Annotated in this window: 24 protein-coding genes; 16 read left to right on the top strand and 8 right to left on the bottom strand. The window is 55.4% G+C overall.

Annotated features, from left to right (window positions below):
* The first annotated feature begins 47 nt into the window (after nt 1–47).
* From AV929_RS01015 to AV929_RS01000, 3 genes are all read left to right on the top strand, one after another.
* A complete protein-coding gene (locus AV929_RS01015) occupies nt 48–1901 on the top strand; it encodes an IucA/IucC family siderophore biosynthesis protein (RefSeq protein WP_014030831.1) in 1854 nt (617 codons plus the stop codon).
* Between the two features lie 58 nt (nt 1902–1959).
* Nucleotides 1960–3894 (top strand): ABC transporter ATP-binding protein, encoded by a 1935-nt coding sequence (locus AV929_RS01010; protein WP_064287140.1) that lies wholly within the window; start codon nt 1960–1962, stop codon nt 3892–3894.
* 1288 nt (nt 3895–5182) lie between these two features.
* Nucleotides 5183–5818, top strand: a complete 636-nt coding sequence (locus AV929_RS01000) for a hypothetical protein (RefSeq protein ID WP_014030828.1) — start codon at nt 5183–5185, stop codon at nt 5816–5818.
* An 89-nt stretch (nt 5819–5907) separates the two neighbouring features.
* Here the strand turns inward: AV929_RS01000 and AV929_RS00995 are convergent, their stop codons facing one another.
* Complete coding sequence (locus AV929_RS00995) at nt 5908–6309, bottom strand: hypothetical protein (RefSeq protein ID WP_014030827.1); 402 nt, start codon at nt 6307–6309, stop codon at nt 5908–5910.
* A complete protein-coding gene (locus AV929_RS00990; protein ID WP_014030826.1) occupies nt 6310–7179 on the bottom strand; it encodes a ParA family protein in 870 nt (289 codons plus the stop codon). It lies immediately after the preceding gene.
* A gap of 247 nt (nt 7180–7426) precedes the next feature.
* On the opposite strand from AV929_RS00990, the gene xseA reads away from it, so the two are divergent.
* Both xseA and xseB read left to right on the top strand, forming a co-directional pair.
* Entirely contained in the window at nt 7427–8638 is a 1212-nt protein-coding gene (gene xseA / locus AV929_RS00985) for an exodeoxyribonuclease VII large subunit (RefSeq protein WP_014030825.1), read from the top strand.
* On the top strand, nt 8635–8811 hold the full coding sequence (gene xseB, locus AV929_RS00980) for an exodeoxyribonuclease VII small subunit (RefSeq protein ID WP_050007341.1): 177 nt from the start codon (nt 8635–8637) through the stop codon (nt 8809–8811). Before xseA ends, xseB begins: the two co-directional genes overlap by 4 nt.
* An 86-nt stretch (nt 8812–8897) precedes the next feature.
* On the opposite strand, the gene AV929_RS00975 is transcribed toward xseB, so the two are convergent.
* Nucleotides 8898–9893, bottom strand: coding sequence for an HNH endonuclease (locus AV929_RS00975; RefSeq protein WP_080510009.1), 996 nt, complete (start codon nt 9891–9893; stop codon nt 8898–8900).
* A gap of 868 nt (nt 9894–10761) precedes the next feature.
* Between AV929_RS00975 and AV929_RS00970 the strand changes: the two genes are divergently transcribed.
* On the top strand, nt 10762–11520 hold the full coding sequence (locus AV929_RS00970; RefSeq protein ID WP_186764103.1) for a PQQ-binding-like beta-propeller repeat protein: 759 nt from the start codon (nt 10762–10764) through the stop codon (nt 11518–11520).
* Nucleotides 11521–11642: 122 nt separating this feature from the next.
* Complete coding sequence (locus tag AV929_RS00965; RefSeq protein WP_014030820.1) at nt 11643–12374, top strand: hypothetical protein; 732 nt, start codon at nt 11643–11645, stop codon at nt 12372–12374.
* 48 nt (nt 12375–12422) lie between these two features.
* Here AV929_RS00965 and AV929_RS00960 read toward each other — a convergent pair whose 3' ends face one another.
* The gene (locus AV929_RS00960) at nt 12423–12917 is read right to left on the bottom strand and encodes a hypothetical protein (RefSeq protein ID WP_064287138.1); all 495 of its coding nucleotides are present in this window, start codon (nt 12915–12917) and stop codon (nt 12423–12425) included.
* Nucleotides 12918–13288: 371 nt separating this feature from the next.
* Between AV929_RS00960 and AV929_RS00955 the strand changes: the two genes are divergently transcribed.
* The 5 genes from AV929_RS00955 to AV929_RS00935 all read left to right on the top strand — a co-directional run bounded on the left by AV929_RS00955 (nt 13289) and on the right by AV929_RS00935 (nt 17772).
* Entirely contained in the window at nt 13289–13696 is a 408-nt protein-coding gene (locus tag AV929_RS00955; protein ID WP_050036592.1) for a hypothetical protein, read from the top strand.
* Between the two features lie 335 nt (nt 13697–14031).
* Nucleotides 14032–14562, top strand: coding sequence for a GNAT family N-acetyltransferase (locus AV929_RS00950; protein WP_064287137.1), 531 nt, complete (start codon nt 14032–14034; stop codon nt 14560–14562).
* 981 nt (nt 14563–15543) lie between these two features.
* The gene (locus AV929_RS00945) at nt 15544–16341 is read left to right on the top strand and encodes a hypothetical protein (protein ID WP_064287136.1); all 798 of its coding nucleotides are present in this window, start codon (nt 15544–15546) and stop codon (nt 16339–16341) included.
* Between the two features lie 88 nt (nt 16342–16429).
* Nucleotides 16430–16882, top strand: coding sequence for a helix-turn-helix domain-containing protein (locus AV929_RS00940; protein WP_014030815.1), 453 nt, complete (start codon nt 16430–16432; stop codon nt 16880–16882).
* Between the two features lie 62 nt (nt 16883–16944).
* On the top strand, nt 16945–17772 hold the full coding sequence (locus AV929_RS00935; protein WP_230458811.1) for a hypothetical protein: 828 nt from the start codon (nt 16945–16947) through the stop codon (nt 17770–17772).
* A gap of 115 nt (nt 17773–17887) precedes the next feature.
* On the opposite strand, the gene AV929_RS00930 is transcribed toward AV929_RS00935, so the two are convergent.
* Nucleotides 17888–18175, bottom strand: a complete 288-nt coding sequence (locus AV929_RS00930) for an amphi-Trp domain-containing protein (protein ID WP_050007339.1) — start codon at nt 18173–18175, stop codon at nt 17888–17890.
* Between the two features lie 187 nt (nt 18176–18362).
* On the opposite strand from AV929_RS00930, the gene AV929_RS00925 reads away from it, so the two are divergent.
* Nucleotides 18363–19217, top strand: coding sequence for a coenzyme F420-0:L-glutamate ligase (locus AV929_RS00925; RefSeq protein ID WP_225308212.1), 855 nt, complete (start codon nt 18363–18365; stop codon nt 19215–19217).
* Nucleotides 19218–19303: 86 nt separating this feature from the next.
* Here the strand turns inward: AV929_RS00925 and AV929_RS00920 are convergent, their stop codons facing one another.
* Complete coding sequence (locus tag AV929_RS00920; RefSeq protein ID WP_014030812.1) at nt 19304–20383, bottom strand: CNNM domain-containing protein; 1080 nt, start codon at nt 20381–20383, stop codon at nt 19304–19306.
* A gap of 329 nt (nt 20384–20712) precedes the next feature.
* Between AV929_RS00920 and AV929_RS00915 the strand changes: the two genes are divergently transcribed.
* A complete protein-coding gene (locus AV929_RS00915; RefSeq protein ID WP_014030810.1) occupies nt 20713–20976 on the top strand; it encodes a hypothetical protein in 264 nt (87 codons plus the stop codon).
* A gap of 172 nt (nt 20977–21148) precedes the next feature.
* A complete protein-coding gene (locus AV929_RS00910) occupies nt 21149–21829 on the top strand; it encodes an IS6 family transposase (protein WP_064287135.1) in 681 nt (226 codons plus the stop codon).
* A 105-nt stretch (nt 21830–21934) separates the two neighbouring features.
* On the opposite strand, the gene AV929_RS00905 is transcribed toward AV929_RS00910, so the two are convergent.
* The gene (locus AV929_RS00905; protein ID WP_064287134.1) at nt 21935–23107 is read right to left on the bottom strand and encodes a Fic family protein; all 1173 of its coding nucleotides are present in this window, start codon (nt 23105–23107) and stop codon (nt 21935–21937) included.
* A gap of 169 nt (nt 23108–23276) precedes the next feature.
* Nucleotides 23277–23465 carry a hypothetical protein gene (locus AV929_RS22875; RefSeq protein WP_064287133.1) on the bottom strand — a complete coding sequence of 63 codons (189 nt, stop codon included), beginning with the start codon at nt 23463–23465 and terminating at the stop codon, nt 23277–23279.
* Nucleotides 23466–23584: 119 nt separating this feature from the next.
* On the opposite strand from AV929_RS22875, the gene AV929_RS00895 reads away from it, so the two are divergent.
* The gene (locus AV929_RS00895) at nt 23585–25258 is read left to right on the top strand and encodes a transposase (protein ID WP_064287132.1); all 1674 of its coding nucleotides are present in this window, start codon (nt 23585–23587) and stop codon (nt 25256–25258) included.
* Nucleotides 25259–25594: the final 336 nt, after the last annotated feature.

Genomic DNA, 25594 nt, shown 5'->3' with positions numbered 1-25594 from the left:
TGCAAGAGCGACAGACGGATTGCAAACACAGACGGGGAGTACAGATAATGGAGTACTCAGACACGGTACGCTCCACATTCGGAAGCGACCACTGGAAGCGGGCGAACGAGGCTATGTTACGGAAGATATTTGCGGAGTTCACCCGCGAGGGCCTTTTAGCTCCGACGGAGACACGGACCGTCCCCGCAGAATCCGACGAGCCCGTCGAGGAGTGGACTCGATACGTGGTACGGTTGACAGATGGTGTCGAGTACCAGTTCGACGCGCATCAGCGCGCGCTCGGAACCTATCGAGTCCGTTGTGACTCGATCATTCGACGTGACGGTATTGCAGGGACTGAGCCGGAGCCGGCAGACGACCCGATTCAGTTCCTGGTCGACGCCCAGGCGTATTTGGGAACCAGCCAGACAACCCTCGCACGCCTCCTCAGAGAGTACTACAACACACTCGTCGCCGACACACACGTTCGCGCGTCGAAAGATAACCGTGAGCGTGAGTCGATTCTTGACCTCCCCTACGCAATGGTCGAAGGAGAACTGGAAGGACATCCCAAGTACACATATAACAAAGGCAGGGTCGGGTTCGATTACGACGACTACCATAAGTACGCCCCCGAGACGAAACGTAAGCGGACACTCTCCTGGGTCGCGGCACATGAGAATCGGGCCACGTTCACGTCGGTTGCTGGGATCTCACAGAGAGAACTCCTTGAGAACGAGTTGGGGGACCAGTATCAGGCGTTCAGGTCACGGCTTTCGAGTGACGGGCTCGATCCGGACGACTACGTTCTCTTTCCTGTTCACGACTGGCAGTGGACGGACAGCGTTATCCAACTGTTCGCTGGCGACATCGCGGACGACTTGCTCGTCCCTCTCGGTGAAGGTCCCGATACGTACCTTCCCCAGCAGTCCATTCGTACGTTCTCAAATGTCACGGATCCCGAGAAGAAGCATGTGAAGCTCCCCATACGCGTGCTGAACACCAACGTGTACCGTGGGATACTCGGTGAGCAAGCTGAAGCCGCCCCTCGTGTGACCGAGTTCGTACAGTCAATCCTAGACGACGATCCGTATCTTCGAACCAATTGTAACCTCGTCCTTCCCGGAGAAATCGCAGGTGTGAACTACGAACACCCCAAGTTCAGCCAACTCGAGGACGCTCCGTACCAACTTCACGAGCTACTCGGGTGTGTCTGGCGAGAGAGCGTCACGCCTTCAGTAGACTCCAGCGAGTCCCCGATAGCTCTGGCTGCAGTGTACGAGGATGACTTCGATGGGACGCCGGTCGTGGCAAAACTCGTCGATCGATCGGGGATGACACCGGAGACGTGGCTCACCGAGTTTCTGGAGACTCTGCTGAATCCAATTCTACACTGTCTCTATCGCTATGGTCTTGTATTTATGCCGCACGGTACGAATGTCGTCCTGATACTGGAGGACGACGTTCCCACCCGGATTGCGATCACGGACTTCGTTGACGAGGTTGCGGTCATAGACCGGAACTTCCCTGAACTGATCGAGAAGCTCCCCGAAGAACTCCGCGACGATGACCGATACACGCACAGTATCGTGAAGCGGAAACCACCGATTCTCCTCTGTCATCGAATCGTGGGAACGCTGTTCGACGGTGTGTTCCGGTTTGTCTCTGACGCGCTGGAGCGAACCCACGGACTCACTGAAGCAGCGTTCTGGCAGCACGTTCGGAACACCATCGAAAACTACCACAAAAAGTTCCCGAGATACGAGGATCGGTACGAAGCAATCGACCTTTTTAGACCTCGGTTCCGGAACTACTGTCTCAACCGGAATCGGTTGCTGGATCACGGCTACACGAACACCAATACGCGCCCGAAAGTGCGCCATCACGGTACCATTCCCAACCCACTCGCTGAGTTCACATGATACGCATTGACCAGACTTGCGAGAATCAAGATTTCAATAGCAGCAGCGTTTTGAACACATGACAGAGGAGAACACAGGCGGGGACGGGTCCACTATCGACGAACTCGGACGGGACATCGAACAGCCTCTCCGTAGTCTGTTCGTTCGATATGGACGGACGAAGCAGCGACGGTTAGCACTCGGATTGTTCGCCAGTGTCGTCTCACGCGGAGCAGGGCTCGTCACGCCGATAGTTCTGGGAACAACCATCGACGCCGTCTTTAACAATGAGGGAGCGTATACACTTCCTCTCGTCCCCAGTGCCTGGTTGCCATCGGACGCAACGAGTCAGTTTTGGCTCTCAGCCTTGCTTGTTGGCGGGTCGCTCGTACTGGTCGCTTTGACGGCATGGCTCCGAGACTATATGATGAATGATTTCGCCCACGGTGTTATGTACGATATTCGAGCGGACAGCTACAGGAAGTTCCAAGAGTTAGACACGGTGTTTCAGGAGGAGGTAGACACTGGGGAGGTCATGTCCATCCTGAACAACGACACGACCAATTTGGAACGGTTCTTCGACAACGGACTTCAAGACATGGTACGGATCGGTGTCATGGTGGTCGGAGTTACGGGAATTCTTCTTCATCTCAACTACCAGCTCGCAGTGATTACACTGCTCGCACTCCCGCTTTTCATAGGTTTCACATGGTGGTTCACCCAGGCGGTCGAGCCACGATACGCCGGCTGGCGGTCGTCAGTCGGGCATCTAAACACTCGTTTGCAGAACGCGATCAGCGGCAGCCTGCTCGTCAAAACAGCGCCAGCAAAGGGATACGAGGCTAACCGCATCGATAACGCGGCGAAAGATCTGTACGACGATGCGATCAGTGCAATCAGATTGAGTGTTGTTTACCGGCCTGGCATGCGGTTTTTAACCGGATTGATACTCTTCGCAACGTTCGTCGTCGGAGGAACTTGGGTGTTCACCGGGCCACCAGGTCCGTTAACGGGTGATCTCACTGTCGGTACATTCGTCGTATTTATGTTACTCACCCAACGGCTCACCGACCCACTCGCGAAGCTTTCCGACGTCGTCGACCGGTACGAGAACGCGAAAGCCTCTGGAAAGCGGATCTGTGGACTCCTACGAGCACCCACGTACGTAACCGAAAATCCCGACGCAGCGGTGCTCGACAGCATCGATGGTCACGTCGAGTTCGATACAGTGTCATTCGCTTACGGGACAAATAATCCTGAGTCGAGCGCTGACGAACCTGTACTTGCTGACATCTCGTTCACGCTGAATCCGGGCGAAACCGTTGCACTCGTCGGCCCGACTGGTGCAGGAAAGTCGACGATAGCAAAGCTCCTCTTACGATTATACGATGTGACGAGCGGAGAGATACGAGCGGACGGGCACGATATTCGGGAGGTGACGCTAGGGAGCTTGCGCGAGTCCATCGGATACGTCAACCAAGAGCCATTCCTATTCGATGGCACGGTAGCGGAAAACATTCGATACGGGCAGTCACAGGCGAGTGACGAAGCCGTCCGACAGGCGGCACGAGCGGCACAGGCACACGAGTTCGTCGAGAATCTCCGAGACGGGTACGGGACAGAAGTCGGGGAGCGCGGTGTGAAGCTCTCTGGGGGACAACGCCAGCGAATCGCGCTTGCCAGAGTATTCCTTCAGGATCCGGATGTCGTCGTTCTTGACGAGGCGACGGCAAGTGTTGACACGGAAACGGAACTGCTGATCAATCGGAGTCTGACTGAACTTGCGGAGGAACGCTCCACGATAGCAATCGCGCATCGTCTCTCAACGGTCTGTGATGCAGATCGGATACTGGTCATTGAAGACGGACAGATAGTCGAGCGCGGCACTCACAAGTATTTGCTGGAGGAAGACGGGTTGTACGCGATGCTGTGGAGAATTCAGACTGGAGAGATCGACGAACTCCCCGAGCGTTTAGAGCGTCATGTTGCGACCGACTCTGTCGTAACTAGGTAACCTACCCTACCCAAAACGTCGTGTTTAGTCAAGGGTCAGGTAATTACTCTGGTGATCCGGGTCCGAGATTCTGCTTGGCGATGGGAAGAAATCGAATATCCCGCGGTCGTTGCAATAAGCTTTGGTGGAACTGTCGGCTCACAGGGGCGTTTTTAGCGACAGTGTCTGTTGGAGAAACCGCTAGAAAGAACCATAGAACCGATTAAATCACCACATCTTACAAGTGTACGCTTGTTATATCATGATGGTGGTGTTTATACTTGTAAATTCAGTCTAAATATGTGGGAAATATTTCATGTTATCACATAGCACTGGTGTGGCGTTTGGGTTTATTACACATCGGCCACTGCTTCCCATCCATTACTAGTGCCCGAGAACACCCCGTTTGGGTGCTTTAGCTGTCCCAACCCGGAAGACAAATAATCCAACCGCTAGGTAGGTAACCGCCTGCCCGACCAATACCCCTAGGTCGAATACCGGAAGTTCCCACACGCGGAGTTCGCGCTTCCGTTCATCAGTCAGATAGTCATCAGACACGACTTTGGCACTTGCACTACCCTGCTCGCCAGCGATATCTTGGACGTGTTCCAGTAGATCCTGCGTGGTTCGCGAATACGCATCGTACCAGAACCGCCGGCCCATGTGCGACTTCCGTGCGACGCCGTCGATCTCTTCTGGAACTCGGCCTTCTCGGCAAGGTCGTGGAACTAGCCTGCGATTGTGGCTCCGTCGACGTGGCCGTTTTTCGAGCGTTCCGAGGGGAACAGATAGCCGTCGATGCGGGTGGCTTGTACTGGACTTATGTCTCTACGGTGGTTTGGTAAATATCGCTTTAAAGCACACATCGCTATATGGATTGTTGCGTTGGAAGTTGAGACTACAGTGGGTTTAACAGGACTGTGATCCGTGGTTTCAGCCGAATCAACGAATGGAGACGGATTCAAATTGCTCTCCAAACGGTCGGTCTTGTGTACAGGCAACGAATTCAGAGTGGTTCTGAGGCACCAGCTATAGTAACGATTGAAACGATGTACACACTGATCGCACTGCCGCCGTGCGATCAGGTGTGCATTGATTTCCAATGGTACTATAGTGTAGCCACTCAGACGCCGCGCTAACCCGAACGGAGTACCTCACTTTCCGATTCCATTCTTCTTCAGCAGCGTCAACGTATTATCGACTGTCACAATTGGCGAGTGTGCGTATGCACCGGTCAATTCGACCTGCACGAGTCGCTGTATTAGTCATACAGACAAGACATTTATTTCCTTCTCCAGATACCCTACTCATGAATTATCGATTGGTCCATTCAATCTTTGCCCTCATAGTTGCAGCTTCACTCATCGGTGCTCCAATTACTATGTTGGACTGGAGCCAGGAGGCAGACTTCACTACTGAGCCTATCGAGGAATCCGACATCAATGAAAACAGTCCGGTACTCCAGTATGATAATCTCTCAAACTCCGCGCAAGACCCTGTTCGACGAGCCATCGAATCCCCCGACGGCCATTACACGATTTATGGGCATGAAGACTTTCCGGACCGTTTCTTCTACAGTGATACGATCAACCCCGGAAAGGGTCAGTATGTGATTGCCTATGAGGGGCAGTACTATCGGCTCTTTACGATGTCGGGTGGCGGATTCTTCTTCGTATATTTGGTCTACCAACTGCCGTTCATCATCTATGGGGCTCTCCTCGCCGGAGTTGCGTTCATGCCGTCACAAGGTTGGACCGGAACTCGAACTGAGGCACTTATTACTGTCCCCGGAATCGCGTTCCACCTCCTCGGTCCCGAATTTGACTTCCCTTTGCTTGCCCCAATACAATTCGTTAAACTTGGAGTTATCGCCGTTATTGTCGTCCTGATAGGACTCCTGTGGGCATACATGAGGGAGAGGAACGGCAAGCAGTATATGCGGTAGCCGCAATGAATCGCGACCGGTGGGTCATCCACTCGATCTGCGACCCATTGCTTTGTGCGAGCAGCGTATTCGATAGTGTCTGGTCTTGGTCACTTGAGATGCTCGTAGCCCCAACTCTCCAGTATTGAAGCCACAGTGTCGGGATTCTCTGCCGCCAGTTCGACGAACGCCTCGCGCAGATCCGTCACCGAGACATCTTTTGAGCGCATACCGAGTTCATCGGCCACGTCGCCCCTCACTTGGTCCTCTAATTCGGCGTATTCGTCACGGAGGAACGCGACGTGTTCGTTATCGCGGTCTTCTTTGACCGTCTGTCGGCGAATGACGTACGGGATTTCGTCTGTACTCATGTTGTCGGTGCTATCGCTTTCGGATTCGGACGGAGATTCGGCTGTCGTTTCAGGTGTTGGGTCCGGCGCTGGGTCGTCTTGCTCGTCGGTCGTCTCCTCGGCGAACGGGTCCTCTCCGGGGCCTTCTTTCATGCCCGCCATTTACGCCACCTCCTCGATAGCGCCGGGTTCCGGTGGGTTCGGGGCTTCGATCTCGGCTTGCGCTTCGAGGTAGCGAGCCAATCGGTCGTACTGTGCTAGCGTTTCGACCTCGTAGTCACGTCGACGGTCGCGATGGTCTCGGACATACGTGAACGCCGAGCACTGCTGTGCCCACGACCCTTCCATTAGCGAGGTACGGTCGCCGAAGATTTCTGGTGTCGAGTACGGGATCTCGCTAAGGACGCGCTTCTGGTCGTTCGTCCCTTTCACGCCGACCGGGACGGCCACAAGGACGCCTACATCGATTTCAAGCGTGTCTTCAAGCCCGGAAACGAGCTGTTCCAACCCCTCAACAGCGGCTTGACCCTTCGCGCTCGGTTCGACTGGGATAACCAACGACCGTGTGGCGTTGATAGCGTTGTGTAGGTGTGGGCCTTCCGTTGCCGGCGGGTCACAAATCAGCACATCGTACTCGTCACGAACGCCAGCATCGGCGAGCGTGCTGAGTAACGCGGCGTGAATATTGAACGCATCCCCGACAGCGGCGGCCTGGTCCTGTTCGCGGCGGAGCCAGTCCCCGAGATCGGCGAGTTGGTTGTGTTCAGGGATGACATCGACGCCGTGTTCAGCGGTGACGATGAGATCCTCAAAGTCACCTTTGGGCCGGTTGATCATATGCCGGGCGAGATGATCGATGTTCTTCGAGCGGTCCTTGTCGACGCCAAATAGCCGCGAGAGATTGCCTTCTTGCGGATCTAGTGGGACGACCAGTGGTTTGAGACCGGCGCGGGCGTGTGCGACGGCGAGGTTCGCGGCGGTCGTCGTCTTGCCGACGCCGCCGGCCTCGCTGTAAGTGCTGTATGAGAGCATAGCTGGTTGTTATAGCCTTCAGTTGAAATAACCTATTGATTGATTTTCCTGATTCAAGCAACTTGTTCAACTAACCGATTCAATCAACTGGTTCAATCAATTGGTTCAATCATCTAGTTCAAGAGGCAACACAAATCGACAAAATGCGGTCAGGGCACACCGCTGGCTGGCCGCGTCTGGTCGTCCGGATCGCTGTCACAAGATAGTACCATGGCTTAAGTACACAACCGCACTACAGAGGAGTCGAATGGGTTCGGAGCCGGAGCCGACGCACACGTCGCTGGAGACACTGCAGGAAGCACTCCAAACGGAGCGAATCACCTACGTCGATACGCTGAACGAGGATATCGGCACAGTCGTCGAGAGCGCAGACCAGCTCGCCTTCGATTACGTCGTCGGTGATGTCTCCGACTATGGTGTGTCCTCAAGCGACCACGTCCACCTCGATCTGGTCCACGAGGGTTCGACGATCCACTGCGTGCTCTTTGGGTACAAACGATCGACAATCGACACCACAATCGAGGATGGGATGCAGGTAGCTGTCAAAGGCTCGCTGTCGTACTACGAAGACGGGGGCAACGTCTCCGTCATCGTCGAAGACATCGTGGCGGTCGGTGAGGGCACGTACCAGCAGATCTACGAGCAAAACAGGGAACTGCTGGACTCGGATGGATTGCTCGATCCGGAGCACAAGCAAGCCCTGCCGGACTTTCCAGAACGGATCGGAATCGCCACCAGTGCGACAAGCGATGCCCGGATGGATGCGATCACCAGCGTCCACGAGCGGTATCCCGACGTGGATATCGTCATCCAGAACACGAGCGTTCAGGGCGACGATGCGATGATGTCGATCATGGGTGCGATCAGCGAACTCGATGACGACCCGCTGATCGACGTTATCGTGCTTACTCGCGGTGGTGGGTCCGACAAGCACCTCCGGGTGTTCAACGAAACGCCGCTCTGCCGTGTTATCCACAAAACCGAGACGCCAATCGTAGTTGGGGTCGGCCACGAGAACGACCGAACACTGGCCGACGAAGTGGCCGACAGACGGGTGATGACGCCGACCGAGGTAGGCAACATCGTTCCGGAGCGGACAACCCTCGACGCGGAGCTGGACACACTCGAAGAGCGTCTCAACACGGCCTACACAGCGACCGTCGAGACGACGCTGGAGACGATGGATGACCGACTCACCCACGCCTACAGACGGACCGCCGAATCGGACCTGTCCTCGTTCGAAGGCGAACTCGACCGCGCATACGACACGCACGTTCGCGATGCACTGACCGATCTTGAGAACCGGCTAGAGCAAGCACGCACCCAGTACGATCAGGAGAGGAAACGGAAACAGGAGGCCACAGCCTATCGCCGCCAGCGTCGACGGCTGCTGCTCGTCCTGCTCGCTCTGGGCCTGCTTGTTGTGGCTCTGCTCCTGTACATCCTGCTTCCACTATGAAAGACGAGACAATCGCCGACAAGACCGACCGGCTCGAACAGATTATCGAACAGCTCGAAAACGGGGACGTCTCGCTGGAACGGGCGAACGAACTCCATGCCGAGGGAACGAAACTGATCGCCGAACTCGAATCCGAACTAGCTGTTGGGGACGGCGAGGTTATCGACCGCTGAAGCCCGGTTGAATCCGTTTTGTGCTGTGGTATCCTCCCCCGCGAAAGCGTTCGAGAAGTACACGTCAGGCACAGTCTTCGCTCCGATTAATTCGTCACCCAATCGAGAGAGTCATTGTGCTGCCGGAGATACGTTGGTGCGACGTTGCCGTCCAGCTGGGGGACTGACTCACCAGCTCGGTCGACGATTGTCTGTTTCAGCAGGTCGCTGTCGGTCTCGAAGTCGGGATTGACGTGCAGCCGATAGTTGCGGTCGATAGTGAATAGTTCGCGGTCGAAAGCTGCGTGGTGAATCTTGCTGAGTGGGAGGACATTGGTGGGATCCGCCCGGTGCTGTGGGTAGTCGCTCCAGGGCAGGACATGAGCGACATCCAACAGCCCGCGGTGGTCAACGCCGGATATCGGGCAGGTCTTATCATACTGGACGAGGACTGTCTCCCGGAACTCCGGATCAACTGCACGGGCCTGAACCGTCGTTTCGTAGGTCGTTACCGTCGGAGTATCTGTGGTAGGTGCATCGGCCTGTGGGGTAGACCCAGCCCACTGCTCGACGGCGGTCTCAACGAACTGGCGGCCCTCATCTGTGAGGGCATACTGCTGGCCGTCCTTGTGGACGAGTCCGAGGCTTCGGAGCCAGTTTGCCCGCTGTTTGGCCATGTCCGTGTTGGCCGGATCCCAGCCCAAGCTTGTATGCGTCTTGAGTTGCTGGTGCCCGATTTCTTCGATTGTCATCGGAGCGGGCACAAGTGAGTACAGCAGGCTCCGGAGGCCGACGTTCCGGCGACACATGATTTCAAGGAGCGTTTCGGTCGTTTGCTCGGCGATGTAGGTGGTCCCCTCCGGGCCGAGTCGCCAGTGGTGGCCGTCGCGTTCGATAAAGCCGACATCTTCGAGATAGTCGATCCGGCGCTGTATCGAGTCCCGGCTCGAAACTCGTTCGAAGTGTCCCCGGTGCCAGCCGATGAGTTCATCGGGAGTGGGCTGTTGGTCGTTGACGTACTCGAGGATTGCATTGAGTGTCTTGACGTAGTTCGTTGCGCCGCCGAACATCGGGACGATACTCCGGAGCCGGTCAGGTGGCATCTCTGGCTGGTATTTTGGAGGTCAGTACATGGTCTTTGGGACTACGCGGTCGGGTCACTAGTCAATAGCTGGACCGAAATTGAGTGCATTCCGAGTCTTCAGCGTAGTATTTTTGATAACTGTACTGGAGGGTAGACTCAGCTATAGGCTCGAAAGCGGTTGCAGTACACCCAGACAATCATGGGACTGCTGTGGGTAAACTGCCCTACACCGGGTTCACATCCAGAACAAAACCCTGTATCCAGAGTACTGTGGAAACTACCTGGGTTGGTCAGTCACCGTTTGGATCGACGCCTGGTATTCGAACAGATTTGGGTTACGAAAAGAGCGCTTCTCATCGAAACTCAGCCGCTTGTGAACCCGGCGAAAAGACCGACAGCGATAATTTTGCTTGTGATAAACCAGCGAGTAGATGCCCTCCTCACGACGTCGATTTCTGGGATTAGCCGCCTTGGGAATTACCGGTTCAGCTGACTTCACGTCTCTCGATACGCAGAAACGTATTGGTAGTCAGTCACCCTCCGACTGGCCGATGGGACGGTACGATCCTCCCGGAACCGGGCACAATCCCGAAGTATCAGGTCCAAAAGACGATGTAGCGGTTGCGTGGACACACCAGGCCCCGGATTGGTTTCGGGGGAGTACCCAACCGATCCGCCGTGGGAAGACGCTATACGTCGGTGGCAACGGACTGCTTGCGCTCGATACCGAGACTGGGAAGCGGCGGTTCAGCTTCCAGGGGCCGTATCACTCAACTCCAGCGATTGCCCCAGCCTCGATCTATCAGACGAAGACACTCGGTATAACCGGGTCAGATGGGGTTTACGGGCTTAACGCCAATGGCGGACGGGAACTTCCCTTCATAGATATGAGCGTCGGCGGCGAGCGATGGATAGGACCGCGATCACCGACGCCCGGTTTCTTCGGGCCGGCCGAGTCAACAACGCCGGTCACTGCGAACGGGACGATATACACGGCACTACCTGGGACGAACTCAATCGTAGCACTGAACCCGAACAGTGGGGAGATCCTGTGGCAACAAACCCATCACAAAGACGAGGCAGTCAGTGGGACGTACAACAGACCCGCGGTGGACGACGGCCTCGTGTTTGTCACCGCGTGGCCACAACAGGCCACTGCGTATCGTGCTGATACTGGTGAGCAACACTGGCACCGTGAACTCGAAGGGATGACAGTTCTGCCGCCAGTGGCGACAGACGAGGGCGTCGTCATTCCGACGCGTGAGTCGGTTCAGTTGCGTACCAGGTCCGACGGCGCACTCCTGTGGGAACGCAACCTTGACGGGAATGTGACCGACAGCACGCCAGCGGTAGCCAACGGGACGATATTCGTTGCCGATGAGCAGGAGGAACTGCATGCGCTTTCGCTGGCAACCGGCGAGACACGGTGGACAGCTCCGTTCGACGGAAAAACGACGCCGGTTGTCGCTGACGGTCGCGTCTACGCTGTGGACTCACTCTGGGCACTGGAGGCGTTCGACGTCGCCACGGGTGAGAAACAGTTCGAGTACCATCCTTCGGAAGTACCCCTCTCGCCACCGATGGTCGGGGATGGTATGCTGTATCTGGCGAACCGTGGCCGAGTTCTCGCACTGGAGGAAGCATAGTGCCCCGAAAAGAGGGGGCTGGAAGCGAAAGGGTGTCTTCACCTGGACACCCATCCCCGACGCCTCGACTGTCTACTCTGGGCGTTCTCAAGTCCGCGCTCGGGCGCATTCGTCGCGACCCTGTGCTCGCTGTCCCATTCGCCGTCGTTGGTGTGCTGGTTGCACTCGTCGACTGGCTTCGCCAGCACGATTCAATTCCAATGGCACCAACCGACGCGCTCAGTCAATCGGTCAGTGTCAACTACGCAGTGTTCCCGCAAGGGACTGCACGAACGGCCCGACACGTTGGTGCGTTGGTCGACCTCGAAACACGGTATCTCCTCTGGGCTGTGGGGCTCGAAGCCCTCGTTCCACTCGCAGTCGGGATCGCCGGTTGGGTGACGATTACACGAGTCCTCGATACCCACTCAGGTCCCCGTGCGTTGAGCAGGTATCTTATCGCGCTGGCTGCGGTCGTCTCCATCCCGCAGCTGTTGGGCGGTTTCTCGGTGGATATCACTGGTTTCCTGTTCGGACTGCTGCTGTTGGCGGTTGCTCTGTTCGTTCTGACCCGTCTGTTCCTGCTTCCGGCGTTGCTAGTCACCGGACGTGGCTTTGTGACGGCACTCAGGCAGAGCTATCATCGATCACAAGGTCAGGGCATGACTATCGGCGGCCTCATCATCGTCATTGGTCTCGCCTACTGGGGTCTCGCGACCGTGCCGGTCGCCGGCGGGTTTCTGAGTACTGCGGTAGTGGCACCGATCCACTCTGTGGCGATCGGAACCGTCTTTTCGACCGGCTCTCGTGGGACAGCGGCGATCCCGGCCAACCAGATCGAATCGAGGGATGCACGCCCGGGCGAGAGGCGGTAATACGTTTGTGAGCGGTCTCGCTGTTGTGGATCGTCACTAGCGCATCACTCAGGCACAGGTTGCGCTACCACTGGTTCCAGCTTCCTCGAAGGTCAAACTGTGTTCCTGACCAGTTCTGGGACACGTCCGTATTCTAGTGTAGACGTGCGTCCCGTTATCGGCGACTTTCTCGCCGAGGTACACTGTCACGTCCCCACGCGTCCACCCATCAATCGTGGTCGTCACCGTCTCGCCGGGAGCGACGGTGATCTGTTGTGTGGGGACCCCATCGTCAGCGAGTGTGACGTTTCGATCCCCATCCGGCCAGATCAACTGCGAGAGCGTCTTGAGTCTGTGTTCGCCATCTCTAGTCGTGACCTCGAAATTCAGGTACATCGCCTGCTCTCTGCTTTCGACAGTGTACGCTGACAGTTGATACGCTGTCGTGTCGTTGTTTTCCACAGTCAGTGTAGGTTTGAAGGGTCCAGAGACGGTATCATACTGGACATAACCAATCACAAGCGCCGATCCGAGGAGGAGCGCGATTGTTCGACGGGAGACCATCCGTAGGATCGTGTTCCAACAGGAAACAGAATATCATTCCGATTGTCTCATCCGAGTGTCACGGCCAGAGTTGATAAATCGAGATCGAATCAGTGATTCAGGTTGAGATTGCTGATGAGGGGCCAGAAGACTCATGCAGAAAACGGGACGTATTACCGCTGGGGAAGATACGGTCTTCGGACACAGTACTGGTAGTGGATTGTGCTGATGTACTGGCCTGTCTCCGCATTCGATGGGACAGTCGAACGGACAGATAACTTCCTACACCCAGTGCTGAACCAGGAACGCAGCCGATCATATCCGTTCTGCCTGCTCCCGTAATGTCGAAAAACTCACATGGATTTAATACACTTCAGTGACAATTACTCAGTATGGTTGCTCAATCGACACAGCGACAAGACTCGTTTTTTACACTCCCATCGCATCCAGTAGGGTACCTCGCAATCGTAGCTACGCTTACCACTGCTGGCATCCACTTACTGCTCGGTCCACAGGTCATGGGATTCAGTCAGACATTGGGGGCGCTGTTTATTCTGAATGGGCTTGGATTTCTTGGCGGGGTCCTCCTGTACAGTAGCCGGTACTGGCGACCCGAGCTGTACCTTGTCGCTGCGGGATACGCCATTGTCACCATTCTCGCACTGTTTGTGTTCCAGGGGTTCAGCTTTGACGCGTTCTATATGCAGGGGAACCTGAATCCGCTGGCCGTCGCAGCGAAGGTAGCTGAGGCTATCCTCGCCCTCTGTGCCATCTACTTGTACAGAACATCGGCTCCGTGAGAAGGCCATATTGACCGTCCATAGAAGAGGGACGCGTCAACGAGACACTGTTTTTCAAGGCAATCAAAGGATTTGTCAGTTAGTCCTAAATGATGGACCGGTTCAAGTCTGGGGTGACGTTCGTGGTCCTCGACCGAGTCATACTGTTGTCTCACCGATTCGGGGAGAGAGCACGCAGCAAATGAGCAGAACATCCATCAGCAGGTGCAGAGACAGGTGCCCCTTCTATTGGCTCTGGCGTTGGATGCGCTCCGTCAATCAGCTTTCTCGCTCTCAAACTCATCGTCGACTCCGAGAGTAACAACAAATAAGTGGCGCGACTGGTCCGGACAGGTATGGAGATTGTGGAACTCTCAGCAAAAGAGCCTGCTGTCCGGCGCTTTATCGAGGAGCTCTGGCTACCGTACTACCGCGAACTCGAAGGGACTGTCGATGCCTTCTCACTCGCCGACGACGTCGACCTCGTCGCGGAGGAACTCCCGTTCCGCGTCGATCGACTCGATTCGGAGGAGTATCGAACGTGGATCGCCGTCGATGGATTCACCGACGAGACTCCACTCGCCGATGCTGACGGTGAGTTTGCCGGGTATATCGCGGCCGAAGTCGACGAAGCGCCGAGTGTCTTCGACCGCCCCGACCGACTGTTCATCTGTGACATCTACGTTGGCGAACCGTATCGTGGAACCGGACTGGCTGCGGACCTGTTCGACCGTCTCAGAGACTGGGCACGCGAAGCCGGATGTGAGGAGTTCAGTCTCGATCCGCACGTAGACAACGAGCGAGCCATCGCCTTCTACGAAAAGCTCGGGTTCGAAAAGACGCAGTCTCACATGGTGGCTAGCGTCGACGACTGTGAGGAGAGATAGGAACTGATATTTGCCCGTTCGTTTGGAGGGAAATGGTGGGCTGCAATGGGCACCTTGCGTAGCGCCCACCATTCTGCTATGTCAGAGGCACGGCTGGGTTCTGGACCCGGGAAACCCAGTCAGACGACCAGCAGTCAGGGGAACTCGAAGCGGGGACCAGAACCCACTCGGTTGTGACAGACGCCACATAAATAGCCTTTGTGGAACCACGGTAGCAAATACCACGCTTCAACCCACTCACAATAGTGGCCAGCTCTACCACCCTACCGATGTTTCCAGTGGCGTACGCACTTGGACGTACACAATACCCCGTGGCTCCGCTGTGTACACCAGCAGAATGGTGGATAGGGGTGGGAGAAGCGGTCTGCAACGCACCATCCGAAGTCGTCTACTTCGACGACGGGCTCTAGCCCTGAAACAATCGATAGGATGGGTGAATCCAATGGAATTGGACAGGGCACGGAACCCACTTGCTCTTGATACGAGTGGCCACGAAAACGCTTGTAATATCCCCACGCTGTCTGTCGATTTTCCGATTACACAACTCACTCAACGATAAACTTCAATGAGACACGCTTGCACGACTCCGACGGTCCAAGCAGCAAAGGCTTGGGAGATGATGTGCAGCTGGGGGGAGCGGCGTGCTACACACCATTGGAAGCCGTCATCCACGACAACGGGTTCTGGATCCGGGCCGATCGGTGAATCGGATACGATTCAGGGGGGAAGTGGAGTGGGGACCAGAACCCAACTATTCAGTACGTGCTTGGTATCAAAAATACTTGTGATTCAGAGTTACAGTCTATCCATCCGACAACTGCAGAGGCTCCACCGTCCCGCCACCAGAAGGTGGCTCGATGACTACCCCACCGAGCGTTGGCGAGATCGGTACTCGTCGCCTGTACTACCGTTCAAAATGCTCAAATCTGATTTTGATACTACGCTCGACCTAATACCCGACGACAGTAATTCGTGAACACAATGGTGACAGTCTCCGCATTCAAAGATGGATCCGCTGCCCTCCGAGAAAACCCGAGCCTGTTCGTTGCCGGCCTCCTCATCGGGGCCGTAAGTCAACTCCAGTACGTGGATCATCTGATCGAATCACCACTACTGTCAGCGGGTGTCTCTCTCGTATGGCTCATTGTGTTCCCGTTCGTTCTCGGTGGATTCATCGGCACCGCACAGACCGCAATCGAAGGAGTAGACGCGTCGTTCACCCAGTTTTTCATTGAAGGGCGAACACATTACTTCCCACTTCTCCTCGCAACTGTGTTGTTCATACTTATCGTGTTCGGGACCGCTGTCGGACTCGGATTTATCGGGTTCATCCTCGGTATCGGATCGATGGCACTCGCCCCAATTAACGAGATGGCTGCCTTCGTCGCCGGCGTCGGATCTATACTCATCTGGCTGCTGTCCATCCTCGTTGTCATTATGTTCGTGCAGTTTTACGACACTGCGATTGTCATCGAGAACGAGAGTGTTACTGATGCGTTCCGAAAAAGTGTTGCACTCGTCCGCTCAAATCTCAGAAGCGTCGTTGGATTCTCACTGGCGTGGAGTGTCCTGCTGAACGCCTTCTTCATTCCCGAATATCTCGTCCGGTTGACGCTGACGAACGCTGGACCGGCTGACGTATTACCGATTGAGATAGGAATTCCGATGATCGTCTTGCTCCCTCTCGGAATCGCTCTGTCTTCAGTCGGCTTCGCGTACTTTTATACGGTCTACACGGCCTATTACTTGCGATTAACTGCTGTCCCGGAATCAACATAAACACCGACCAACAATTACAAACGATAGTTTCGAACAGCAACCAGCCGGGTCAGATCCCGTGCTCCAGCCACAGCAGCTACTCACACACATGGCACGACTTCTTCCAACACAAACTGACGCCGCCGTCGAACGAAGTGATAACCCCGCTATCTTGAGTCTCGATGACGACACGACACGGGAGGTAATCGAAGCGTTGTCCTCCGAGACTGCGTACGAGATTTTCCAACTGCTCAACGAAACGCCAGCGACACCGGCACGGATCGCTGAGCAACTCGGCCAGAGCCTGCAGAACGTTCACTATCATTTGGAGAATCTCGAATCGGCCGGCGTAATCGAAGTGACTGACACCTGCTATTCGGAGAAAGGCCGTGAGATGAGTGTATACGTCGTATCAGAGGACCCGACACTCCTCTTTCTCGGCACTGAGGACGACCGCCCGAGTCTCAAACGTGCGTTCAAATCGTTCGCTTCGCTGCTTGGTCCCCCCTCGGTTTTACTCGCTATCGGCGAATCCGTCTCACAGTTCATCACTGCCGAATGAGCGAACACACCGACCCCCCAATCCGAAGCGCTTCTACCAGTGACGACACAAGCGAGTGTGACATGGCACCAACGATCAAGTCACGGGAAGATACCGATGGCTGTGGTTGTCTCGAATGCCGAAACATCGAGACGACGACCACCAATCGGACCGCCCTTGATGCATTGGTCTGGTCCGTTCGCCTGTTTCGCTCCTACCCCTCGATCATCGCCTTCGCGGGTGTGACTATCTTGGCCAACCGACTTCTCGAGACGGACATCATCAACGGGCTCCCGATGCCTGTAATCGGCGTATTCGATGCTCTGACGGCGTTTGTGTTCATAATCTTGATTCGAGCTTATGTGGGAACAATTGTCGCCGGAGAACTGACTGATAACTCTGTAACGATACGCGAAGGAGTCCATCGGAGTATCACCCGGACACCGGCGTTGATTGGCGTAACACTGCTTATCGTTTTTTCTGTAATGACGGTTCCGTTCTTTCTGTTTCTGCCACTACTCCTCTTTGCTGGCGCTATTCCGGGAAACCCCGCAGATATAATTGGCTTTCCCGTCGTTGCGGCGGTGGGTGGGCTCGTTTTTGCCGTGCCGTTTCTCGGCTTGCTGTTCAAGTTTTGGTTCGCACCGGAGGCCTGCGTTATCGGCCAATATGGCCCTCTCAAATCACTTCGGATTAGCTGGCAGATTACGACGAACTACCGTCGGAAGTTCGTGCTCATCGCAGTGATCGCTATCGGGAGTGTAAGCAACCTCTATCTACCCGAGATAGGGACGGGCGTCGCTTCGGTGACGCCTGTTTTGCGTGTGTTCTCTACAAGCGTTGGAGACCTACTTTCAATCGTGTGGGCGAGCGCGTACGCCCACCTCTACATCCAAGAGATTGTATCGTAAACGCAGTCCCCCAGACAGAAACAGGAGGAAGAGTTAAAGAGACCGGACAGCACAGCGACTTCATTTGTTTTAGATAGGTTCCGCTGAATCGACTTCCCAGCGTGTGTTGGCGTGATTACTCGATTTCTAACTGACCACTTCGGCCGCCCTCCTCGCCATCATTTTCGTCCCATTCGAGTTCGAACTCGACACTTAGCTCCGTCATATTGTCTGCCGGCCCTTCACGTTCGGCTTTGACCTCGAAGGTCGGTCGGGCAGGGGGATCCAGCGTTACGGACTCGGAGCCTGCTTTCAGGTTGATAGCGTTTCCGCTGTCGAGATTATCCGCGACTTTCCGGAGGTACGATGCGATCTCTTCTCGGCTCTGATCACTTTCTGACTTGAACAGGACTTCTTCGGGCATACAGGAATCGATACACAGCCTGCACCAATAAAGCCGCCTGCCGTGTGGGTGCGACGTGATTACGTTCCGTCGACTGCCCGATACCGCCGGTACACTGAGTGGGACACGTTTCGAAGAACGTCTCGTCTATTCCCAGCGATGTGCAATCGTCTCAGCGTTGAAGTGTGCTGTTTCCGATCTTCAACTGATGACGGAACTAACGTTCCACGGACTTAATATCGGGCAAGTCGAACCGAACGACGACCTCGTCGACCGGATCGTCGAGACAGCGGCTGCAGAGTATCCCCTGACAGACGGTGACATCGTCGTCGTCACCGCGAAGGTCGTCTCCTTCGCCGAGAACCGACTCGTTGAAGCCGACGAGGTCGAAGTCACTGACCGCGACCACCGGGTGGCAGACATCACCGGCATCGATCCGCGAGAAGTGGCCGTCATCTACGACGAAAGCGAGGTCATCGGTGCGATCCCGATCGCAGAGGTCGGCGAAGACGTGCTGTTGGAACATGCCGTAGACCCCGAAGCGGCACAGGAGGCACTTGCTGAGGTCCCAGCGATGCTCGTGACCGAGCGGAACGGTCGACTCTGTACGAACGCGGGTGTCGATTGGTCAAACAGTCCGGACGGGATGATGACGCTACTACCTGAAGATCCAGACGAGAGTGCCCGTCGCCTCCGCGAGGGAATCGAGGCACAGACTGGCGCAGATGTGGCTGTCGTCTTGGCCGACTCGGAAATTGCCGGCCCGGGTTCGATGGATCTGGCGATCGGGTGCTCAGGGATCGAGGCGATCGATAACAACTTCGGACAGACGGACCTGTATGGAGAGCCGAAGGTCGGCGGTGTCGACCTCGTCGCAGACGAACTCACCGCCGGGTCGGCGTTGCTGTTCGGACAGGCGGACGAACAGATCCCCGTTACGGTCGTCCGGGGACTGGAGTACGAAGACGGAGAGGGCGTGCCGAATTCGGGCGGTGTCGTCCGCCGCGGACTCCGCAAGAGCGTCCAGCTAACGGCTCGCCTGAAGGCCCGCGAGTGGTTCTGATAACGACGTTATAATCTAGAGTCGGGATACTGGAGAGGTCATCGAACTCTCGGTACACATTGACGATGATGTGCCTGTGCTGACAGTCACTCGGCCGCGCGATCCATCGGGTCTTCGAGTTCACCGGTGATTGCCTCGAAGGCGTCTGTCGCGGTGAGGAGACCAACGACATCGTCGTCTGCAACCACGAGGGCGAGTTCCTGACTTTCGGCCTGACACCGGTCGATGAAGTCACTGATAGTCGTCTCAGCAGCGACAGTTAGCGGCGAGGTTGCCAGTTCTTCGAGTGTGGTCGTCCCCGAATCCAGCGCTTCGTAGTTGTGCAGCACCGTCGGCGCGTAGACAACACCCACGAACGAGTCCAGTGAGCCTTCGATCAACGGAAAGCGGACGTATGGCATTCCGTCGATCCGGTCCATGTTCGTCTCGAAGTCGTCAGTCGTCGAGAGCGCGACGATGTCACTGCGGTCAACCATGATCTCACTGACCGTCGTCGCGCCGATGTCGAGAGCGTTGATAACTTCAGTCCGTCGCTCTTCAGGGATATCGAGTCGGCTGAGCGACTCGCCCATTTCGCTACGCAGTTCGGCCCGAGTAGTTGCGAGATCGCTTTCGGCCTCCGATTCGGTCCACGAACGGGAGATCTCAACGCCGAAGAGGCCCAGCAACGTTTTCGCCACCCAGTCCGCCGAGATGATTACCGGATACATGAGCTTTGTCCAGGCGTACAGCGGGCCCGAACCGTACCTGGCGACGAACTTGGCACGCTCGATCCCCAGATACGTCGGTGCCTGCTCGCCGACAATAACGTGCATGAGATTGACAACGACCAACGCGAGGAGGACAGACAGTGTCGTGTGTCCGCCGCCGGTGACGCCAACTGCACCCAGTAGCGGTCCCAGGACTGCTGTGACGGCCGGTTCAGCGACCACTCCCAGGCCGACACTGCAGATGGTGATCCCCACCTGACAGCCTGTGAGAAATATCTCCAACCGCTTGGTCATGTTCCAGGCGCGTTCAAGTCCACGTCCATTACCGAGAAACTCCGCCTCCTCGAACTGCCTGACGCGGGTCATCGCGAACTCGGTCGTGACGAAAAAGCTGTTTCCCAGAAGGAGGGCGACACCACCGAACAGACGGAGCCACGTTACCAGCGAGATAGCCATCAAATCCTGGTTTCTCCGGGCATTATCTAAATCTATTGTTGACACGCCGGAGTCGGACGCTCTATGTAGATTTAGGACCTCACAAAGCCGGTTAGTTGAGACGTCTGCTTGCTGCGAATGTGCCTAGCAAACAGCAGCAAGCAGACAGTGAAATTCACGAGTACCAACTCCTTAACTTCCTCGACAACCGGCTTGACGAGGAAGTTTCTCTCGGTCTTGCGAACGTTTCTATGACACGCTGGTGTCTTAACCAATAGCGACCGCAATACTTCCCGACTGTTGGTTAACGCTACTTTTGTGTCTCCCCGGTCGGGTGAGGGATTTCCTTCATGGACCCGACTGAAACAGTTCCAGACTACGAGCGCTTCGAGCGCGAACAGATCGCACAGGACCGCGACCGGCAGCGTCCCGATACTGTCGAGATCGACGAGCCACGAGGCTGTGAGGTGGTCACCAGTCTACTCAATGAGGGTGTGGTTGAGCCAATTCCTGAACAAAACGTCTTTCAGCACGTTCCATCCGGGCAGTGTTTTGACTCCGACATGGCGCTGGTGTACTTTCATAAGGGCTGGGAGGCTGCCACCGAGGAGTAGCGGATTTGCGTCTGTTAGACTCTTAAGTCAATAGAATGAGCTACCAGACTATCTATTTGCGTTAACTACTCTCGGAAAGAATTAATTGTCACAAATACACATATGGTACACGTAAAGGCACTGTCTAGTTGAGCGAGTTTGAGAAGCGAGGAGGTCTTAGTGAGTTTTGTCCATGAAGCTCGCAGACCTCCTCAGAGAAACGTTAGACGAGGACAGTCAAGACGTTTGGGAGAACGAGCGCACCCCGACACCAGTCCGGCGGTTTGGGGTGCGTCTCCACACGGCGGGGCTGTCGATCAGGGAGACAGTCGCAATTTTAGACTTGCTGGGTGTCGATCGCTCTCACGGAGCGGTCTGGAACTGGGTTCACACGCTATCGGAAGCACAGAGCGACCCGCCGACGGCGGAGCCGTCGCGGGTAGCGGTCGACGAGAAACAAATCGAGGTTGACGGCGAAAAGAAGTGGCTGTACGCCGCCGTCGACGTTGATTCGAAGCTGTTGCTAGAGGTCGACGTGTTCAGCCGCCGCGGGCCCGACCCCGCGGCGGCGTTCCTGCACCGACTCACTCAGAAACACGATGTCGCCGATACAGAGTTTCTCGCCGATGCTGGCGGCTATCTGACTGCCCTCTCACGCCACGATTTGAGCGGTCGGCTCAACTACCGAAGCCGGAACCACATCGAAAAGTGGTTCCAGACTGTGACCATGCGAATCGACCGCTTTCATTTCTTCTGGAGGGGCAGTCAATCCAGCGCGAAACAGTGGCTACGACGCTTCAGACACCACTACAACCACGAACGACCCAACCAAGCACTTGACGGACGAACGCCAACTGAGGTCATCCAAAACTAGACAGTGCCTAGAACTTGAGATCCCGAAAACGTGACTTCCCCCTCTCCCCAGTAGTTGAGATTGGCCATCTCAATGCATATGGCTCGTCTCTTGTTAGGCTATGATCTAGAGCTGGTCGATTGGCTTGTTAATAATCTCGAAGACTTCGCTTGCACGGTAGAACCGATTACGCTCTTTTCCAGTGAGTTCTTCGAGTATCCCGTCATCTTCGAGTTGTCCAATCAGTCGGTTGGCTGTGCTGTATTCGACATCCAACCGGTCGGCTGCTGTGTTCACGTCCAAGTACGGATCTTCGAAGAGTCGCATGACCAGTTCGAGGATATTCTCAGACCGCTCGCTCTGGTAGCGCTGTTGATAGTCCTCTCGGAGGTCGACCAGTAGGTTCGCTCGCTGGTGAGCTTCATCTGCCTGTGACTGCACACCACGTAGAAAGAACAGCAACCATTCTTCCCACTCACCCCGCTGACTGACTGCCAGTAGGTGATCGACGTAGTCCGAACGTCGTGCATTGAAATACGAACTCAGGTAGAGATACGGCTCGGGCAAAAGACCGTCACGTTGTAGGAGGAGACTGATCAATAGCCGCCCGAGTCGTCCGTTCCCATCGAGAAACGGATGAATCGTCTCGAATTGGTAATGAATCAATCCGATTCGGAGGAGTGGATGTAAATTCGTCTCTTGGTTCGCATACTCGAGCAAGTCTTCGAGAAGGTCAGGGATTTCGTTCGGTGGTGGCGGCACGTACCTGGCGTCTTGGATGTATGGCGTACTGCCGATGAAATTCTGGGTTGTACGAAGTTCACCTGGGTCAGCCTCATCCCCACGGACACCCGAAAGCAACCGGTTGTGCATTTCGCACAGCAATTCGACGGTAATTGGATCGCCAGCTGTGATCGCATCCAATCTGTGCGTCAGGGCGTGTAGATAGTTCACGACTTCCTGGGTGCCCTGCTGTCTGTCTTCGTCGATAAGAGCTTCCTGTCCGGCCTCATAGGCGTAGATATCCGAGAGGGTAGCATGTGTTCCTTCGATTTGCGAGGATTCCAGGGCTTCTTTTCGAATGAACGGTTCGATCAGGATCTCTCTTGAGCCAACACGTGGGCCGATACCGTGGAGTCGTCCAAGTGCCTGTGTCGCCTCGGCCAGCGGTGTAATGAGCTGTTCAGTGTCAGTTGAGGGGGGAAGCGGGTCAGGCCGGAACGCCGAATACGTCCCTTTCGGCGTTGTCGTGGGAATGATTTCGTCAGGGGCCGTCTCGTCGAAGTCATCTCGCTCCATCAGTGGTATTTCTACAAATATGCTGGCCACTATTGGTATTTACGGGACCAAATCAAAATAGTATGGCTGTTGATTGCACCGTCACCACTACTCGGGATTTCTGGAGACAGATTTGATATACAGCTTTCGCCCCCTATCTTGCAGGTGAAACAACTGCTCAGTAAGGTGCTTAGTTATCAACAGATGACCCCGGCTCGGAGGTGGTTCTCTCACGTATTGCTTGGGTCTTTCCCCTGTTATAGAGCCAGAATAGGACGAGTAGCGTCAGAGGGAACAATACAATAGCGATGATGGCAAGAGGCGGGAAGAGGAGGAATAGAGCAAATGTTTTCCACGAAACGAGGGTGTCACGGGGCATAACTGAACTTCCGGTCAAGGCAATATCTGTCTTGTGGACTTCAAAAAAGTGAGTTTACGTACCTTCCCTGTACTGAGCAGTAAGCGGATTCTTGAGCCTGCCGTGGCCAGCATCTCGTAGTGGTTGCGAGTTGCGACTCTCAACGCAGTGTCTTTCGACGAATCGCCCAGCAATCATTCATTGAATGGCCGGCATATGATTCGACTTCACTCTACGACCGGAGTTCTCTCGCCGGCCTGAAAGAAGACATCTGGACCGTTGCGTCCACATGGTTCGACCACCAGGCTCACCACTCCGTCGACGAGTTCGTATCTCACTACCCAGTAGCGTACGTCGAGTTTGGGCCACATGTCCGGTATTCTGGAGCTATTCAGTACGAGATGGCTCAACTGTTCCGATTATTTCTACTCAAAGAACTTCACGGCTGGGCCCACGAGACGGCACTCCTCACGTACCTCACTCACCATCCTGAACTCCATGAACAACTAGACATAGAGACGGTCCCAGACCAGTCGACGCTATGGCGAAGCTGGCACGAACGATTCACTACAGAGCTTCGCGAGACAATTGAGGCAGCTGCGCGGACAATTCTAATCAAAGCTCAGAACGCGGGCGTTGCTGTTCCGCGCGAGCCAGAACGTAGCTTTCCACCGCAAGATGACGAAGAAGAACCAGTCTCAGACGATCAAGCCGTCCTCGACGAAGCGGCATCAATTACGAACCACATCAGTCACGTCGTTTTCCCGGCATTCTCACTGAATCGTGACAATGGCTGTGAGATCCACGAGAACGCCTACTGGGACTTACAAACATATCTCGGACTTCGTGAGCGGTTAGCTGCCAATGAAGGAGCCCGCAGTTTCGTCTATGAATCGAATCGGGATCGGACGCCATTGGGCCACGCCCATCGCGATCAGATTCGTGACCTCTCTATTGAGCAGATTCGGGAGATGTACCGGCAGGCTGTGACTCGACTGTTGGAGGAAGCAGCGGAGACGGAGGAGTTCTTCCGAGCAGGAATCATCGCTATCGATATTACTGAAGCAGACCCGTTCACAGGCGACAGAACCGGACACGAAGATGAGATTATTGGGACAAAGGAGAAGACCGATGAGTACGCCTATCAGTGGGCGACGGTCCAGTTGGTCGGCAATGCGGTTCCGATTGTCCTCGATGCCCGTCCTGTACGAAGAGGTGAATCACGGAAAGAGATAGTGGAGGATCTGCTGGATTCAGCCCAAGACGCCGTTCACGTCGATAACGTACTGATGGATCGTGAGTTCGACAGCCAGCACATTCTGGAGATGCTCAGCCAACGAGGGCTTTCGTATGTCGTCCCGAAACGGATGCAGACGAGTGAGAGAGCCCAAGCCAAGCGATTGCTCCAGCGGGGTCAAGACCGATACGAGACTGATCGGAAACTCCATCTTGGGAAGAACGAGTGGCACGAGACGACGCTGATCTACCGTCGGCAAGAAGACTCTGAGCACGACGATCACCGGCAATACTCGGTATTCATGACAAACACCAGCAGCGCCTATCTTACCGAGTATGGGTATCGCTGGGAGATTGAAAGCGGTTATAAATCGATCAAGCGCTTCATGGCCGCCACGACATCGAAGGATTTTGGCCTCCGATTCTTCTACTTCGCATTCGCGTGTCTGTTGTACTCGATTTGGCGAGCAGTCGATTTACTGGTACAGGTCGAATTGACTGGTGAATACGAGCATTCGCCGATCGTAACAGCCGACAATACGCTGACGCTGTTGAAGAAGGAAACGGGAATCGGATAGTGAGGGGCTCTCTCCGTGTTAGCGCCGCGTCTGAGTGGCAACGCTGTCGGAAGTCGTCTAAATTCGCGAAAATGAGTGGCAGTGCAACAAGATCAGGTGTTTGGAGAGCAGTCTGTGCCAGTTCCCGATCACTGAACCAGCCGAAACCACGCATCATAGCCCCGCTAAACCCCCTGTAGTCTCAACTTCCAACTGAGGCAAATTGATATAGCTACATATACTTTATCAGGGACAGAATACCCAAATATTCGCGCACAGAGTGCCTGAGACGGCGATATTCTGGTTTGTGAATTAGGTTTGTATTAATGTAATAAGCACCACCAGTTTTAGGCGGGA

It is taken from the genome of Haloarcula sp. K1 (assembly GCF_001647155.1).
In the GTDB taxonomy this organism is placed as follows: domain Archaea; phylum Halobacteriota; class Halobacteria; order Halobacteriales; family Haloarculaceae; genus Haloarcula; species Haloarcula hispanica.
The sequence above is the reverse complement of the archived record's forward strand: the minus strand, read 5'-3'. Positions and strand labels throughout refer to the sequence as shown.